The organism is Janthinobacterium sp. GW821-FHT03C10, assembly GCF_059420865.1.
The window spans coordinates 300258-317486 of the sequence record NZ_JBWKUN010000005.1 but is presented as its reverse complement, the minus strand read 5'-3'; the positions used below and the strand labels follow the sequence as shown (position 1 = coordinate 317486).

Below are 17229 nucleotides of genomic sequence, written 5' to 3'. Positions count from 1 at the left end.
TTAGCGGAACGCGTAATCCGACACAACCACCGCCTCGGATCAATACATGTCGGCGGCCGTGGCGCGTACCGCTTTCAACAACATATCCGCCCCCGGCGACAACAGATGATCCTGCTGGCGGATGATGCCGAAGGCATCCATCTTGCACGGCAGTTCGATGGGCAAAATGCTCAGCACGTTCAGCGATTCATAGTAATGGGCCACTTCCGTCGGCATCACGTGCAGCGAATCCGTCTGCTGCAGCAAGGACGTGATCAAGAGCAAGGCGGTCGTGTCGACCACGTCAACGGGCGGCTCCAGACTGGCGCGGCGGAACATCATGTCGAAGCGGTGGCGCAGGATGCTGCCTTGCGGCGGCAAGATCCACGGCTGGCCCGCCAGGTCCTTCAATTGCAGATTCTTGCGCGACAGCAGCGGGTGGCCATTGCGCGCCACGGCGCTGGCCGGCTCTTCCGTCAATTCCTCGTAGATGAGTCCGGCGCTGCTTTCCTTTTCCAGGATGCGCCCGATCATGAAATCCAGGGTGCCGTGCTGCAGCATGTCCATCAGCGTATTGCTGTGCTCCAGGTGCACGCCGATGCGCATCAGCGGCGCCTGCTGCTTGATGCGGGCAATCGCGCGCGGCAGCAAGGCCATGGCCGGCGTCATGATGACGCCCACTTCCACCTGGCCCGTCAGGCCTGATTTGAGCGCCACGATGTCGTCATGCGCCAGCGACAGGCTCGTCAGGGCCATGCGCGCGTGGCGTATCATGGTCTCGCCGTAGATGGTCGGCTCCATGCCGCGCGGCAACCTGTCGAACAGGCGCACGTCCAGCATCTCTTCCAGGTCCTTGATTTGCTTGGACGCGGCCGGCTGCGTCATGTGCAATTCTTCCGCCGCGCGGTGGATGTTGCGCTGCTCGTCAAGGGCGATCAACAGCAGCAATTGCCGCGTCTTCAGGCGGGCTCGCAAGAACCAGTTGGGGTTGAGGGTATCCATGAATAAATCATATCATGATCGATATCAGTTTTAACTCAATATCGATATTCCAGATATCGGTTTGTCTCCTTTTTGAGCGTCGTCAAGCAGCGATCACGATGCCTTGCATGCGGCGCTGGGATTAGGTGCCGGGCCAGCCGTTTGCTGGATGAATTCGATCGTGCCGTCCGGCTTGTATTTCAGCTCTTCCACGGCCACGGAACGCCGGTATTCTCCGCCGCCGGGCAACTTGTCGTTGTGATAGAAGATGTAGGACTTGCCGTTAAACTCGATGATGGCCTGGTGGATGGTTTTCACGACGGCATTCTTGTCCATGATGGTGCCGCGGAAATGCCACGGCCCCGTGGGCGTGGGTCCCGTCGAGTACGCCGTTTCTTCCGGGAAGTTACGCGAGTACGACAGGTAATACGTGCCCGCATGCTTGTGCATGTAAGCCGCTTCCGTGAACGCATCCATGCCGAAGGTCAGAATCGGGCCATCGAGTTCCGTCATATTGGCCTTGAGCTTGGCGTATTTCAAGACCGTGTTGCCCCAGTAAAGATAGGCCTGGCCATCCGTGTCGATGAAGACGGCCGGGTCGATGTCGTCCCACGGGATCGCCGTCTGCTTCGTCATGTCATTCGTGATCAGGGCGCTGCCGCGCGCGTCGACGAAGGGTCCCATCGGGCTGTCCGACACGGCCACGCCGATGGCCTTGCCGGGGATGGTTTTATGGTCGACGGTCGAGTAAAAATAATACTTGCTGCCGCGCTTGACGATGTCGCCCGCCCACGCATCCTTGCCGGCCCAGGCGAAGGTCGAGTAACGCACGGGCGAGCCGTGGTCGGTCCAGTTGGCCATGTCGCACGAGGAATACACGCGCCACTCGTGCATGCGGTAATCCGTATCCGTGGCGCTCGCTTCATCGTGACCCACGTACAGATACACCCGGCCATTGTCGACCAGCGCGGCCGGGTCGCCCGTGTAGATATTTTTCACGATGGGGTTGGCCGCCTGCGCGCCGCATGCCGCGCAGGCGAGCACCGCCGCCATGCCGATGGCGGCACGTGTGTGTTGCTGGAACATCAGATTAACTCCCGTTGGTATTTTTCTGGCCCATGGCCATCAGTCTTTGCACGACGCAAAAGACGAACAGCAGGCCGCCGATGACGATCTTGGTCCACCACGAACTGAGCGTGCCGTCGAAGGCGATCAGGGTCTGGATGGTGCCCAGCACGAGCACGCCGGACAGCGCGCCCGCCACGTAGCCATAGCCGCCGCTGAGCAGGGTGCCGCCGATGACGACGGCGGCAATCGCGTCCAGTTCCGTGCCTTGCGCATGCAAGCCATAGCCGGACAGCATGTAGAACGAAAACAGCACGCCGCCCAGCGACGCGCAAAAGCCGCTGAACGCATAGATCAGGACCTTGGTACGGCCGACAGGCAGCCCCATCATCAGGGCCGACTGCTCATTGCCGCCGATCGCATACACGGCGCGGCCGAACGGCGTGGCGTGCGCCAGCCAGATGGCCAAAAGTAACGTCAGCACGGCGATCACGACGCCGGGCGAGACGAAGCCGCCGAGAAAGCCCAGTTGCGTCTGCGACATGGCGACGAACAGCGGATCATCGATGGTGATGGAATTGATGCTGATCAAATAGCACAGGCCCCGCGCCAGAAACATGCCGGCCAGCGTGACGATGAAGGGCTGCAATTTGAAATAATGGATCAGCGCGCCCATGCCGGCGCCAAACACGGCGCCCAGCGCCAGCACGGTAGCGATCACCAGGAGCGGCGGCCAGTGCGCCACGTTCAGCAGCCAGGCGGCGATCATGGTCGACAGGGCCAGCACGGAACCGACGGACAAGTCGATGCCGCCGGAGACGATGACGAAGGTCATGCCGACGGCGATCACCAGCAAAAAGGCGTTATCGATCAACAGGTTAAAGATCACTTGCGTGGACAGCAGGCCCGGGTAGGCGGCGCCGCCCAGGCCCAGCATCACCAGCAGCAGCAAGACCGTGACGAGCGAAGTGAAATACGGGGTGTGCAGCAAGCCCTTCATGCTTTTCTCCGATGCAGCAATTGCTTGAATTCCGACGATTGCGACAGGCAGACGAGGAAGACGACGACGGACTTGACGACCATGTTGACTTCGGGCGGCACACCGAGCGAATAGATCGTGTAGGTCAGGGTCTGGATGATGAGGGCGCCGATCATGCTGCCGACCAAGCTGAACTTGCCGCCGGCCAAGGACGTCCCGCCCAGGGTGACGGCCAGGATGGCGTCCAGTTCCAGCATCAGGCCCGCATTGTTCGCGTCCGCGCTCTTGATGTTCGAGCTGATCATCAAGCCCGACAAGCCCGCGCAGGCGGCGCAAAAGACGTAGACGAAAAAGATCAATGTCGCCGTCCGGATGCCGGCCAGGCGCGCGGCGACGGGGTTGATGCCGACGGCCTGGATGAACAGGCCCAAAGCGGTTTTCCGCATCAGCAAGGCCGTGATGATAAACACGGCCGCCACGAGGAACAGCGAGAACGGCAAGCCGAACAGGTAGCCGCTGCCGATGAAAAAGAAGGGCTGATAGTAGACGGTGACGATCTGTCCATCCGTCAGCAATTGCGCCAGGCCGCGCCCCGCCACCATCAGGATCAGGGTGGCGACGATGGGCTGCAAACCGAGACCGGCCACCAGCACGCCATTCCAGGCGCCGCACAGCAGGGCCGCGCCCAGGGCCGCCGCCAGGGCCCAGCCCATGGGGATGTTGCTCACGTAGGTGGGCACGCCGTTCTCCATCACCATGGTGCCGCCGATCAGCATGGCCGCCACAGTGCCGGACAGGGCCACGACGGCGCCCACGGAAATGTCGATGCCGCGCGTGGCGATGACGAGGGTCATGCCCAGGGCCGCCAGCATCAGGGGCGCGGCGCGGTTGACGATGTCGATCACGCTGCCGTACAAATGGCCGTCGCGAATTTCCAGATGGAAAAAGCCGGGGATGGCGCAGAAGGCCACCAGCAACAGCAGCAACAGCGCGGCCAGGGGCCGGCTCAGGGGGTGGTGTAAAACGGTATGCACAATGGAAGAATCCGTGGTGGCAGCCGCCCGCGCCGCAGGGGCGGCGGGCGACGAAGTGGTCATGCTCATGCGGTCTCTCCGGCAATCACTTGCAGCACGGAACTGTCATCGAGCTCGCCGCGCGCATAGTCGCCGCACGCCTTGCGGTCGCGCATGACGACGATACGGTCGCTGCAGCGCAGCACTTCCGGCAGTTCGGACGAGATGAACAGGATGGCCATGCCCTTGCGGCACAGTTTGGCCACATAGCTCATGATTTCCTGCTTGGCGCGCACGTCGATGCCGCGCGTCGGTTCGTCGAGAATCAGCATGGCGGGCGAGATCACCAGCCAGCGCGCCAGCAAGGCCTTTTGCTGGTTGCCGCCCGACAGGCTGCCGATCGGCGTTTCGATGCTGGCCGTCTTGATGCCGAGCGCTTTCACGTATTCGTCGGCCAGCGCCTGCTGGCGTTTAAACGGGATGGCGCGCAGCAAGCCGGTGCGGGCTTGCAAGGCCAATATGATGTTTTCGCGCACGGAGAGCGACAAAATCGCCCCCTCGTGCTTGCGGTCTTCCGAGCAGAAACCGATGTCGCGGGCAATCGCGTCGCGCGGCACGGCGAACTGGCGCGGCTGGCCCTGCATGGTGATCGTGCCGGAGTCGGCCTTGTCGGCGCCGAACAGCAATCGCGCCAGTTCCGTGCGGCCCGAACCGAGCAAGCCGGCCAGGCCCAGCAATTCACCCTGGCGGATGTGGAAATCCATGGGCAGCAAGGCGCCCTTGCGGCCGAGGCCTGTTGCTTCCAGCACAGTCGGTCCGAAGCTGGCCGCGCCCGCTTCTTGCGCCAGGTCAAGCTCTTGCGCTTGGGTATCCGCCGCCACGCCAATCATTTTATTGACCAGCGCCAGGCGCGACAGTTCACTGCACGCGTATTCGCCCTCGCGCTCGCCATTGCGCATGACCGTGATGCGGTCGGAAATGGCGTAGGTCTGGTCGAGAAAGTGCGTCACGAACAGGATCGCCATGCCCTGCTCGCGCAGGCGGCGCAGCACGGAAAACAGCAGATGGACTTCCGCCTCGTCCAGGCTGGACGTGGGTTCGTCGAGGATCAGCACGCGGGCCGAAATATTCAGCGCGCGCGAAATGGCCACCATTTGCTGGATGGCCAAGGGAAAACTGGACAATTGCGCCGTGACATCGATATCGATCTGCAACTGTTGCAGCAAGGCACGCGCCTGTTGCTGCATGGCACGCCAGTCGATGACTCCAAAGCGGCGCGGGTAGCGGCCGATAAAGATGTTCTCCGCCACCGACAGGTTCGGACATAGATTGACTTCCTGATACACGGTGCTGATGCCGAGCGCCTGCGCGTCCGAGGTGGACGCGGGGGCGATGGGCTTGCCGTCGAGTAAAATCTGGCCGCTGTCGGGCGTATAGACGCCCGTCAGCACCTTGATCAGGGTCGATTTCCCGGCGCCGTTTTGCCCCATCAGCGTGTGCACTTCGCCCGGATACAGGCGCAGGGCAACATCGCTGAGGGCTTTGACGCCGGGAAAGGATTTGCTGATGCCGCGCAACTCCAGCAAGGGAGCTGGCGCGGCCGTGTGATGCGCTTGCGTATTCATCATGCGGCAAGCTTAGTACTTACGGTTCGGAAATTCCTTGGCGGCCACCTCGGCAGGGAACACGCCTTCCACCGTCGTGATGCGCGCCGGCACGGGCTTGCCGGCCACCACATCGCGGGCGATGGACATCAATTGCGGACCCAGCAGCGGGCTGCACTCGACGGTGACGTTCAGCTTGCCGGCGATCATGGCTTCGAACGCGCCTTTGACGCCATCGATCGAGATGATGATGATGTCCTTGCCCGGTTTCATGCCCGCTTCTTCGATGGCCTGGATGGCGCCGATGGCCATGTCGTCATTGTGTGCGTACAGCACGTTGATCTTCTTGCCTTCCGCCTTCAGGAACGCTTCCATCACTTCCTTGCCCTTGGCGCGCGTAAAGTCGCCCGTTTGCGAACGGATGATCTTCATCTTCGGATTCTTGCCCACCACTTCCAGGAAGCCGGCCTTGCGGTCGATGGCGGGCGCGGAACCGACCGTGCCCTGCAGCTCGACGATATTCAGCGTGGCATCCGGGGTTTTCTTGGCGTGCTCGAGCAGCCACTGGCCGGCGCGGCGGCCCTCTTCCACGAAGTCGGAACCGATGAAGGTCACGTACAGCGATTTATCGGCCACGTTGACGGCGCGGTCCGTCAGGATGACGGGGATCTTGGCGGCCTTGGCTTCGCGCAACACCGTATCCCAGCCCGATTCCACGACGGGCGAAAAGGCGATCACGTCGACCTTTTGCGCGATGAAGGAGCGCAGCGCCTTGACCTGGTTTTCCTGCTTTTGCTGCGCATCGGCAAATTTCAGGGTGACGCCATCTTTCTTGGCCGCCTCCTTGATGGAGACGGTATTGGCGGTGCGCCATTCGCTCTCGGCGCCCACCTGCGAAAAGCCCATGACGAGGGGCTTGGCGGCAAACGCGGAAGGCGTGGCGAAGGTGGTGGCGGAAGCGGCCAGCAGCATGGCGCTGGCGAGGAGGGTGCGGCGGCTCAAGGTCATTCTTGTCTCCAGTTTTTTTATTGGAATACCATCACAGCCGGATGCCGGATGGGCGGTTTTTTATGAACCCATGGTAGGAGAAAGCAACATAGCCATCCAATCAATTCTTTTTCGCTTGCGATACCGATTTGCGTATCGGTAGAGGGAGGCCATCCTCCCCTCCCCGTCAGCGCAGCAGACGCAGCCCGTACAGGCCGCCCGCCACGGAGTCCTTGCCGGCGACAAATTTCACGACCAGCTTGCCCTTGGCGGCCGCTACCAAAGCCGCAGGCACGGCGATATCCACCGTATGCAGCTCCTGCGGCGCATCGGCCGCCACGGCTACCGTCTGCAGCTTGACGCCGTTGAGCAGCACGTCGAACACGCGGCCCGCATCGAGGGTGGACAGGGTCAGGCGCAGGGTTGCCGCTTCGCTCTTCGGGTCGCTGAGGTCATAGCTGAACCAGCCCGTCGCATGGCGCCAGTGCCGGCCCTTGTTGATGCCGTTCTCGCCCCCTTCGGCCTGGAAAAAATGGTCGGATTCCGGCTGCTGCTGTCCCGGCGCCACCTGGTCGATGGTGAGCGCGTCGAGCGCCAGTCGCTGCGCTTCCGCCTGGCGCGTGGCGTCCTGCAGCTGCGCCAGTTTCGCGGGCGTGGAGACAGGCCAGTACAGCATGTAGCGCGAGTCGTGCAGGCGGAAGAACGGGATCAGTTTTATCGCCGCCGCATCCTTGCCCTGGATCAGCCCGGGCGCAGTAAACGTCAGCGGCTGGCCTTTCACGGGGCGGATTCTCCGCATGAAATCCTTCTGATCGCTGACGAACAGCGGCGACGATTCCAGCGGACACACTTGCCCCTGAGCGATATGGCCCATGCGCGAGTCATCGGCAAAATAGTTCAGTTGTTCATACGCGAACGGCTGCGTCCTGGCGGCCAGCACGATGGGGCCGTGCAGCACGGCATAGTAATTCGACTGGTCCGGCATCTGCTCCAGGCGCGTCGTCATCGGCAGTGTGACGTCAACCGTGTCGCCCGTTTTCCAGGCGCGCGCAATGGTCACATATTCACCGGGCGTGCCGGCCACGCGCAGGGCCTTGCCATTGAGCTTGACGCGCAGCTTGCCCTTGGCTACCCACTGCGGGTAGCGGATCTTCAGGCTGAAGGTTTTATTGCCCGTGAATTGGCCAAGCGTGATGCGCGTCGTGTCGCGGTCAGGGAACTGCGTGCTCTGGATAATCTTGACGCCCTGCTCCTGCCAGTCCAGGGTGGACGCCATGAACAGGTTCACGTACAGGACGTCGGCGTCGTGAGCGTAGATGAATTCGCCATATTTGGCCTGGCTTTCGATGCCGGAACCCACGCAGCACCACATGCCCTTGTCCACCTGCGAATACACGCGGTAGTGGTTCGGGCGCATGGGCGTGAAATACACGAAGCCGCCCGTGCCGGGCCGCTGCGACGACAGGATATGGTTGTACAGGGCGCGCTCGTAGTAATCCGCGTATTGGACCTGCTCGTCTCGGCGGAACAGCTGCTGCGTGAGCTTGAGCATATTGTAGGTATTGCAGGTTTCCGGCCCTTCCACCTCTTCCACCATCGAAGAAAAGTCGTGTTCGTCGTGGAAATGTTCCTTGACGCTGTTGCCGCCGATGGCCACCGTGCGCTTGTCGTGCACGGTTTGCCAAAAGAATTGCGCCGCCTGCTGCCAGTCGCGCCGGCCCGTCAAGGCGCCGATGCGCTCGAAGCCGATGACTTTCGGGATTTGCGTATTCGCATGCAGGCCCGTCAGCTTGTCCTGTTGCGCCGCCAAAGGTTGCAAGACCGCCTGATGCGAGAAGCGCACGGCCAGGTCCAGATATTTTTGCTCGCCCGTCATCGCATAGACGTCGGCCAGCACCTCGTTCATGCCGCCGTGCTCGGCGCGCAGCATGGCCTGCATCTGCGCGTCGGACAAGGAGGCCGAGAGTTTCACGGCCCAGTCCGACAAGGCGATCAGCATGGCCTTCGCCTCGACATTGCCGGCGTACTGGTAGGCGTCGCGCAAGCCGGCGAATACCTTGTGCAGGTTGTACCACGGCACCCATTTACCGTTGACGGAGAAGGTGTCGGCCTGCATCTCGCCCCGGGCCACGGCTTGCCAGGCGGCATCGCCGTCCGGGATGCCGCCCAGGTAGCCGTTGCCATTGGCGTCCTGGCATTGCTTCAGCTGCGCCAGCATGTAATCGAGGCGTGCGCGCGCCTGGGCGTCGCCCGTGGACGCCACCATCAAGGCCAGCGCGGACAGATAATGCCCGCCCATGTGACCGTCGAGGCCCGTCGATTCCCAGTTGCCATAGCTGGGCTGGATCTGCGGCAAGCCCGCCTCGCGGCGAAATGGCGCCAGCAGTTTGTCTGGCTCGAAGGCCAGCAGATACTGCAAGTCCGTCGTCTGCGCATCGAGAAACGGCCCCGCTCCCAGGCGCACGGACGCGAGGGGAAACAGCTGGGCCGCCTGCAAGCCAGGCGTGAGCAGTCCGCCGGCGGCCAGCGCCAGCATCAGCAAGGTTGTTTTCATGGCAGGCCCTTACGGTTTGGCAGCGGGCAATTCGCGGCTCTGATAGCGATTCAAGTCGCGCGGATCCACCTGCGGCCAGCCGTCCTTGTCCCACGTCATGGGCAATATCTTGAGCTTCTGCAAATAGTTGTCCGCCGTCTCGTAGGCGTGCAGCACCAGGTAATCCTTGCCGTCAAAGGTGTAGGCACTGTTGTGGCCCAGTCCCCGCCAATCCTTGTCGCCTTTCAAGACCACCGTGCCGCCGCCCTGCGCCATGTCGCGGCCATCCTTGTCCAGGTACGGGCCCGTCACGCTCCTGGCACGGCCCACGGCCAGGTGATACGTGCTTTTTTCCTTCTGGCAACACAAACCCCAGGAAACGAACAGGAAGTAATCGTTGCCACGCTGGAAGATGAACGGCGCCTCGATTTCCTCGGGCGCGGGCTTGAATTCGCCCGTCCGTGGCGGCAGCGGCGCGCGGCGCGCCAGCGAATGCCACTCTTGCGGTTCCGCAACGGTTTTCCAGTCGGCATTGAGCTTCACCAGCTTGATGCCGTTCCAGAACGAGCCGAAGGCCATCCACGGCGTGCCCTTGGCATCGGTGACGATGTTCGAATCGATGGCGTTCCACTCGTCGCGCTCGGGCACCGATTGCAGCAGCATGCCCTGGTCGACCCAGCGGTAATCGGGCGAGCGGGGGTTCAGGGTGGTGTTGACGGTCACGCCGATGCCGGAGGTGTTCTTGCCGAAACCGGACACCGAGTAGTACAGGTAATATTTGCCGTCATGGAATTGCACGTCGGGTGCCCAGATATGGTCGTCAAACGACGGTGCGGCCGTCTTGGCCCAGGTCGGCTGGCCCGCGAAGACGCGCCCTTCCGGCCGCCAGTCGACCATGTTTTTCGAGCTGTAGAAGGTAATGCCGGGGCCCGTGCTGTACAAATAATACGTGTCGCCTTCCCTGGCCATCACGGGGTCGTGCACGCTGACCTGGGCCGCCTGGACGGGGCTGAAGGCAAGTATGGCCGCCAAGGCCATCATTGTCGAAAATTGCATCGTGTTCTCCACATGGCCAGCCGGCCCGTCATGCGGGCCGGCTGGATACCTCAAAATCGGCAGGTTTATTCGACCGCCACCACCACGACGGCCTTGGCGGGCACCGACACGGTCAGCTTGCCGCCCTGCGCCTGGGCATTGAACGCCACCGGCTGCACGGCTTGCGGTTGCGCAAAGCTGTTGACGGCATCCATCTTGCCTGCGGTCAGCACGCGGCCGTTCACGCTGGCCACTTGCTTGCCCGCCAGTGCTACGTTGACGTCGACGGCCTTATGCGGGTTCGTGTTGACCAGGGACAAGTACACCTTGCCATCCTTGCCACGGGCGGCCGAGGCGCTCACTTCAGGAATGCTGACCTTGCCCAGGCTGTACTTGCCATTGCCCTGAATGGCGACCGGCAGCGAAGTGGCGTCCTGGAACGGCACGTACATTTCAAACGCGTGATACGTCGGCGTGAGGAAATATTTGTCCTTGTCCGTGATGATCATCGCCTGCAGCACGTTGACCATTTGCGCGATATTCGTCATGCGCACGCGGTCCGCATGGGCGTGGAAGATATTGAAGTTCAGGGCGGCGACGAGCGCGTCGCGCAAGCTGTTTTGCTGGAACAGGAAGCCCGTGTTGGTGCCCGGTTCCACGTCGTACCAGGTGCCCCATTCATCGACGTACAGGCCCGTCTTTTTCGACGGGTCGTTCTTGTCGATGGCGGCGAGATTGTTCTTGATCAAGCTATCGATGCGCAGGGTGCGGCTCAGGGTGGATATCCATTGATCTTCGCCAAAGCCCGTGGCGGCGCCCTTCTTTTCCCAGACACCGGTCGGCACCGTGTAGTAGTGGAAACTGATGGCATCCATCATGTTCGGCTTGATTTCGCGGCTCAGGGTGCTGGACCAGCTGATGTCGTCGTCATTGCCGCCGCTGGCGATGAATTTCGGGCGCGCGCGTTCCGGCGTCTTCATGAAGGTGTGATAGTGCTTGTACAGGTCGGCATAGTACTGCGGGCGCATATTGCCGCCGCAACCCCAGGCTTCATTGCCGATGCCAAAGTAATCGACTTTGTATGGCTGGGCGCGGCCATTCTTGCGACGCAGCTCGGCCAGGGTGGATTTACTGTCCGACGTCATGTATTCGAGCCATTCGGACATTTCCTGCGGCGTGCCCGAACCGAGGTTGCCGTTGATATAGGTCTGTGCGCCCAAGAGCTCGGCCAGGTCGAAGAATTCGTGCGTGCCGACGGCGTTCGACTCTTCCACGCCGCCCCAGTTGGTATTGACCTTGGTCGGGCGCTTCTCGCGCGGGCCGATGCCATCCTTCCAGTGGTATTCATCGGCAAAACAGCCGCCCGGCCAGCGCACCAGCGGCACGTGCAACTGTTTCAGCGCGCCCAGCACGTCATTGCGCCAGCCCTTGGTGTTCGGAATGCTGGACTCCGGCCCCACCCACATGCCTTCGTAGATGCCGGTGCCCAGGTGTTCGGCGAACTGGCCATACACGTTCTTGTTGATCACGGGACCGGGCTTGGCTACATCGATGGTGACCTTGACGGGCGCGGCAAAGGCGCCGCCGACGGCCATGGCCAGGCTGAGGGCCACGATGCTGGTATGGATGAATTTCATGCTGTCTCCTGTTTTTTAGTGAAAAGCAAGGGCCGGGTCAACCCCGGCAAAATCTGGATGTGGCGATGCCTCTCCTGCCGCGGGGTTGGGGCGGCAAGAGCGGTGTTGCAAAAGGGAAAGGGGTAGCTGCGGAAAAACCCGCGCCCGACAAAACGCCCAGGGCTAGGCGCAGCGTCGAAGACAGTACGCTAGTACATCAGTACGATGACTTCCGACGCTGCAACAACGCCCTGGACGTTTTGTCAAACCCAGCCGGCATCGACGATGAATTCCTGACTGGAGCACATCGCGCCATCGTCGGAGGCAAGGAACAGCACCATGGCGGCGATGTCCTGCGGCATCAGTTTATTCGGCAGGCACTGGCTTTTCTTGATTTCCGCTTCCGCCGCCTCGTCGACCCACAGCTCGATCTGGCGCTGCGTCATGACCCAGCCGGGCGTGACCGTGTTGACGCGGATATTGTGGGCGCCATAGTCGCGCGCCAGGCCCCGCGTGAGGCCCACGACGGCCGCCTTGGTGGTGGCGTACACAGGGTAGCCGCCCGACTTCATGTGCCAGGAAATCGAGCTGACGTTGATGATGGAACCGCCGCCCTTGCGCTTCATGCCTTCGAAGACGGCCTGGCAGGTGAAGAACATGGGACGTTGATTGATCGCAATGCGCTCGTTCCAGTATTCCAGGGTCACGTCCTGCGCCTGGTGGCGCTGGTCGTTGGCGGCATTGTTGACGAGGATATCGAAGTCGCCCAGCTTCTGCGCCAGTTCCGCCATGACGGCTTGCAGGGAAGCAATATCCGTGATGTCGCAATGGCGGAACAGTGGCGCCGTCAGGCCCGCTTCAGCCAGGCGGCGGCACAGGGCCTCGCTCGCTTCCACGGCGATGTCGACAAACGCCACCAGCGCGCCCTGGGCGGCAAATTCCGCCACCAGGGATTCGCCGATGCCGCTGCCGCCGCCCGTGATGAACACGCGCTTGCCCTGCAAGCTGCCATATTTCGCCAATTGCTTCATCTTGTCTCCACCTGTGTATTTTTATTTTTTATGATTAAAGTTTGCCCAGCACGCCATCGTGACGACGCCAGATACTGAGCGGATTATCATCGCGCAGCGACTCCGGCAGCAAGTCCTGCAGCAGGTTCTGGTAGGACACAGGGCGCAGGAAGCGGTTGATGGCCGCCGTGCCCACGGAGGTGCTGCGGCCGTCCGACGTGGCCGGGAACGGGCCGCCGTGCACCATCGCCGTCGACACTTCCACACCCGTCGGGAAACCGTTGGCCAGGATGCGGCCCACGCGGCGTTCCAGCACGGGCAGCAAACGGCGCGCGTCTTCCAGGTCGCCCGCATCCATCTGCAGGGTGGCCGTCAGCTGGCCTTCCAGGCTTTCCGTGATCGCCAGCAATTGCTCGATGTCGCGGCACGCCACCAGCAAGGAAGCCGGGCCGAACACTTCATCACGCAAATCGTGCTTGGCCAGGAAGGCCTCGCCCGAGGTGACGAACAGGGCGGCGGCGCCCTTGCCTTCCTCGCCCGTGTTTTGCACCAGCGGCGTCACGTCGGCGTGCTGCGCCAGCGCGGCGACGCCCTTGGCATAGCTGCTGGCGATACCGGCCGTCAACATGGTGGCGGCCGGGGCCGGCGCCAGCGCTTCGGCGGCAGCGGCGGCAAACGCCGTGAAGTCAGGGCCTTCCAGGCCCAGCACGAGGCCGGGATTGGTGCAGAACTGGCCCACGCCCATCGTCAGCGAGGCGGCAAAACCACTGGCGATCGCCGCGCCACGGGCAGCCAGGGCTTGCGGCAGCACGAACACGGGGTTGATGCTGCTCATTTCCGCATACACGGGGATCGGCTGCGGACGTTCCGCCGCCACCTTCATCAGGGCGATACCGCCCGAACGCGAACCCGTAAAACCGACAGCCTGGATGGCCGGATGCGCGACCAGCGCCTGGCCGATACCGTTGCCCGTGCCCGTCAGCAGGGCGAACACGCCCGCCGGCAGCTGGCAGAGGGCAATCGCCTTGACGATGGCGCGCGCCACCAGCTCGGACGTGCCCGGATGGGCCGAGTGGGCTTTCAGCACGACGGGGCAGCCGGCAGCCAGGGCCGAGGCCGTATCGCCGCCGGCGACGGAGAAGGCCAGCGGGAAGTTACTGGCCGCAAACACGGCGACGGGGCCCAGGCCGATCATGCGCAAACGCAAGTCAGGACGCGGCGGCACGCGGTCGGGCAAGGCCGAATCGATGCGCGCATCGGTCCACGATCCTTCGCGCAGCAAGCCGGCGAACAGTTTTAATTGACCGACGGTGCGGCCGCGTTCACCTTCCAGGCGCGCGCGCGGCAAGCCGCTTTCCGTCATGGCGCGCACGATCAAGTCATCGCCCAGTTCGCCGATTTGCGCGGCGATGGTGTCGAGGAAATCGGCGCGCTCGGCATCGCTGGTGGCGCGAAACGGGTCGAAGGCGGCTTGCGCCAGACGGCAAGCCTCGTCGATTTGCGCCACGTCAACCATGTGGAAGGCGGGCGCGATGTGCGCGCGCGCGGCCGGATCCCACGCTTCGAAGGAGCCGCCATTGCCCTTGACGGCGACGCCGCCGATCAATGCCTCACCGGTGATATTGAAACTCATAATGTGCTCACTTTCGCAAATTCGGTTGGGAAGAGGTCGAGGCGGTTGCGCAGGGCGGGGCCAAAGGCCGGCGCCTCGATTTCAAAGGTGTCGCCCGGCGCCACGCTCACGCCATCGGCAAAGCTCAAGGTGGCCGTGCCGAAGAAATGCACGTGCACGTCGCCAGGGCGCTTGAACAGCGGATACTTGAAGTGATGGTGTTCCAGGTTGGCAATCGTGTGCGACATATTGTCTTCGCCGCTGACGAACGCCTTTTCCCAGCGCACCTTGCCGGCCGCGTCGAGCACGCGCGAGGCGCCGGCTATATGCGCGGGCAATTCGCCCACCAGCAGGGCCGGGCCCACGCTGCAGACGCGCAGCTTCGAGTGGGCCAAGTACAGATAGTTCTGGCGTTCCGTCACGTGATCCGAGAATTCATTGCCGATGGCGTAGCCGACCCGGTAAGGCTGGCCGTCGTCGCCGATCACGTACAGGCCGGCGATTTCCGGCTCTTCGCCGCCGTCGAGGGCAAAGTCCGGCATGCGCAGGGGCTGGCCGCCAGCGCGCACGATGGAGCCGTCGCCTTTATAGAACCACTCGGGCTGGGCGCCAGCCGTGCCGTCAGCGGGCTTGCCGCCTTCCACGCCCAGGCGGAACATTTTCATGGAGTCGCTCAAGGAATCAGCGTCGCCGCCGATCTTCTTGTGCATGGCGTCGCGCGCGCCGGCGCTGCCCAGATGGGTCAGGCCCGTGCCCGTCACGTAGCAGTGCGCCTCGTCCGCATGGTCGAGCGGCGCCAGCAGGCGGCCGCTGGCGGCCACGTCCGCATACGCATGCGTGGTATTGCCGACGCTGGCATTGACCAGTTCCGCCAGATTGATACGCTTGCGGATGGCGTCTTGCGCCAGCGCATACGTCGTGTTGTAGCCTTCGATGACGCGGATGACGTCGTCTTGCAGCAGGCCGACGAGGCGGCCGCCGTTTTCATTCGTAAATTGCAGCAACAGCATAATGGTCTCCGCTTAATGTGAGTGGCGCGGCACGGCGGAACCGCGATTGCCGACCAGGAAGTCGAAATCGCAGCCTTCGTCGGCCTGCAACACGTGTTCGATGTACAGCTGCTGGTAGCCGCTCTTCGGTCCGGGCGCACTGCCCAGTTCGCGCTTCGCCAGGCGCTCGGCGATTTCCGCGTCGCTGATGTCGATGTTCAGGCTGCCGGCGTGGCAATCGAGGGCGATCATGTCGCCATCGCGCACAATGCCCAGCGGGCCGCCGGCCATGGCTTCCGGCGCCACGTGCAGCACGACGGTGCCGTAGGCGGTGCCGCTCATGCGCGCGTCCGAGATGCGCACCATGTCGGTAATGCCTTGCGCCAGCAGTTTCGGCGGCAAGCCCATGTTGCCCACTTCGGCCATGCCCGGATAGCCTTTCGGGCCGCAATTTTTCATCACCAGCACGGAATTAGCATCGACATCGAGATCCGGATCAAGGATGCGCGCTTTGTAATGTTCGAAATCCTCGAAGACAACGGCCTTGCCCCGGTGCTGCATCAGATGCGGCGAGGCGGCCGACGGTTTCAGCACGGCGCCGCGTGGCGCCAGGTTGCCGCGCAGCACGCAGATGCCGCCATCGGCCAGCAGCGGGTTGTCCAGGGTGCGCACCACTTCATCGTTGTAGATCGGCGCTTCGACGCAGTTGTCCCAGATCGACTTGCCGTTGACGGTCAAGGCATTCTTGTGCGGCAGCAAATCGCCCTCGCCCAGGCGGCGTATCACGGCCGGCAAGCCGCCCGCGTAGTAAAACTCTTCCATCAGGAACCGGCCCGACGGCAGCAGGTCGACGATGGTCGGCGTGCCGCGGCCCGTCTTGGTCCAGTCTTCCAGCTCCAAAGGCACGCCGATGCGCCCGGCAATCGCTTTCAAATGGATCACGGCATTGGTCGAGCCGCCGATGGCCGCGTTGACCTTGATGGCGTTTTCAAACGCCTCGCGCGTCAGCACTTTCGACAGGCGCAGGTCTTCGTGCACCATTTCAACGATGCGGATGCCCGACATGTGGGCCAGCACGTAGCGGCGCGAATCGACGGCGGGGATGGCCGCGTTGTGCGGCAGGGACGTGCCCAGCGCTTCGGCCATGCTGGCCATCGTCGAGGCCGTACCCATGGTGTTGCAGGTACCGGCCGAGCGCGACATGCCCGATTCGGCCGACATGAACTGGTGCAGGGTGATCGATCCCGCCTTCATCTGCTCGTGCAACTGCCATACGGCCGTGCCGGAACCGATGTCCTTGCCATTGAGCTTGCCGTTCAGCATGGGGCCGCCGCTGACGACGATGGTGGGGATGTCGACGCTGGCCGCGCCCATCAGCAGCGCCGGTGTCGTCTTGTCGCAGCCGACCAGCAGCACGACGGCGTCCATCGGATTGCCGCGGATCGACTCTTCCACGTCCATCGAGGCCAGGTTGCGCGTCAGCATGGCCGTCGGGCGCAGATTCGATTCGCCGTTCGAGAAGACAGGGAATTCCACGGGGAAACCACCCGCTTCCAAGATGCCGCGCTTGACGTGTTCGGCCAGCTGGCGGAAATGCGCGTTGCAGGGGGTCAGTTCGGACCAGGTATTGCAGATGCCGATGATGGGCTTGCCGTGAAATTCGTGGTCAGGTATGCCCTGGTTTTTCATCCAGCTGCGGTACATGAAGCCGTTCTTGTCCTGCGAGCCGAACCACTCGGCCGAGCGCAGGGCCACCTTCTTTTTTGTCTCAGACATGCCATTCTCCTGGTTGTGCCATGCCGGATCTAAGGTCGTCGGCCCGGGCA

The 17229-nt window shown here is 62.8% G+C and carries 13 protein-coding genes; all 13 read right to left on the bottom strand.

The genetic code is table 11. The features are described 5' to 3' along the window. Positions 1-39 precede the first annotated feature (39 nt). The 13 genes from AC07VH_RS18490 to AC07VH_RS18430 all read right to left on the bottom strand — a co-directional run bounded on the left by AC07VH_RS18490 (position 40) and on the right by AC07VH_RS18430 (position 17179). Positions 40-981 carry a LysR family transcriptional regulator gene (locus AC07VH_RS18490; RefSeq protein WP_035823672.1) on the bottom strand — a complete coding sequence of 314 codons (942 nt, stop codon included), beginning with the start codon at positions 979-981 and terminating at the stop codon, positions 40-42. A gap of 93 nt (positions 982-1074) precedes the next feature. Further along, the gene (locus tag AC07VH_RS18485; protein WP_494787542.1) at positions 1075-2046 is read right to left on the bottom strand and encodes a glycoside hydrolase family 43 protein; all 972 of its coding nucleotides are present in this window, start codon (positions 2044-2046) and stop codon (positions 1075-1077) included. Between the two features lie 4 nt (positions 2047-2050). Beyond that, positions 2051-3025 carry a galactofuranose ABC transporter, permease protein YjfF gene (gene yjfF / locus AC07VH_RS18480; protein WP_494787543.1) on the bottom strand — a complete coding sequence of 325 codons (975 nt, stop codon included), beginning with the start codon at positions 3023-3025 and terminating at the stop codon, positions 2051-2053. Beyond that, the gene (locus tag AC07VH_RS18475) at positions 3022-4107 is read right to left on the bottom strand and encodes an ABC transporter permease (protein ID WP_475417079.1); all 1086 of its coding nucleotides are present in this window, start codon (positions 4105-4107) and stop codon (positions 3022-3024) included. Before AC07VH_RS18475 ends, yjfF begins: the two co-directional genes overlap by 4 nt. Further along, positions 4104-5645, bottom strand: coding sequence for a sugar ABC transporter ATP-binding protein (locus AC07VH_RS18470; protein WP_494787544.1), 1542 nt, complete (start codon positions 5643-5645; stop codon positions 4104-4106). Before AC07VH_RS18470 ends, AC07VH_RS18475 begins: the two co-directional genes overlap by 4 nt. A 9-nt stretch (positions 5646-5654) precedes the next feature. After that, complete coding sequence (locus tag AC07VH_RS18465; protein ID WP_475417081.1) at positions 5655-6629, bottom strand: ABC transporter substrate-binding protein; 975 nt, start codon at positions 6627-6629, stop codon at positions 5655-5657. 166 nt (positions 6630-6795) lie between these two features. Then, the gene (locus AC07VH_RS18460) at positions 6796-9162 is read right to left on the bottom strand and encodes a beta-L-arabinofuranosidase domain-containing protein (protein WP_494787545.1); all 2367 of its coding nucleotides are present in this window, start codon (positions 9160-9162) and stop codon (positions 6796-6798) included. Positions 9163-9171: 9 nt separating this feature from the next. Continuing rightward, positions 9172-10197, bottom strand: a complete 1026-nt coding sequence (locus tag AC07VH_RS18455; protein ID WP_494787546.1) for an arabinan endo-1,5-alpha-L-arabinosidase — start codon at positions 10195-10197, stop codon at positions 9172-9174. A 65-nt stretch (positions 10198-10262) separates the two neighbouring features. After that, positions 10263-11813, bottom strand: coding sequence for an alpha-N-arabinofuranosidase (locus AC07VH_RS18450; protein ID WP_494787547.1), 1551 nt, complete (start codon positions 11811-11813; stop codon positions 10263-10265). Between the two features lie 242 nt (positions 11814-12055). Beyond that, complete coding sequence (locus AC07VH_RS18445) at positions 12056-12823, bottom strand: SDR family NAD(P)-dependent oxidoreductase (protein ID WP_494787548.1); 768 nt, start codon at positions 12821-12823, stop codon at positions 12056-12058. 34 nt (positions 12824-12857) lie between these two features. Next, positions 12858-14435, bottom strand: coding sequence for an aldehyde dehydrogenase (NADP(+)) (locus AC07VH_RS18440; protein ID WP_494787549.1), 1578 nt, complete (start codon positions 14433-14435; stop codon positions 12858-12860). Next, positions 14432-15424, bottom strand: a complete 993-nt coding sequence (gene araD1, locus AC07VH_RS18435) for an AraD1 family protein (RefSeq protein WP_494787550.1) — start codon at positions 15422-15424, stop codon at positions 14432-14434. The genes AC07VH_RS18440 and araD1 overlap by 4 nt, the downstream gene beginning before the upstream one ends. A gap of 12 nt (positions 15425-15436) precedes the next feature. Then, positions 15437-17179: an IlvD/Edd family dehydratase gene (locus AC07VH_RS18430; RefSeq protein WP_493044402.1), complete on the bottom strand. Its 1743-nt coding sequence runs from the start codon at positions 17177-17179 to the stop codon at positions 15437-15439. Positions 17180-17229: the final 50 nt, after the last annotated feature.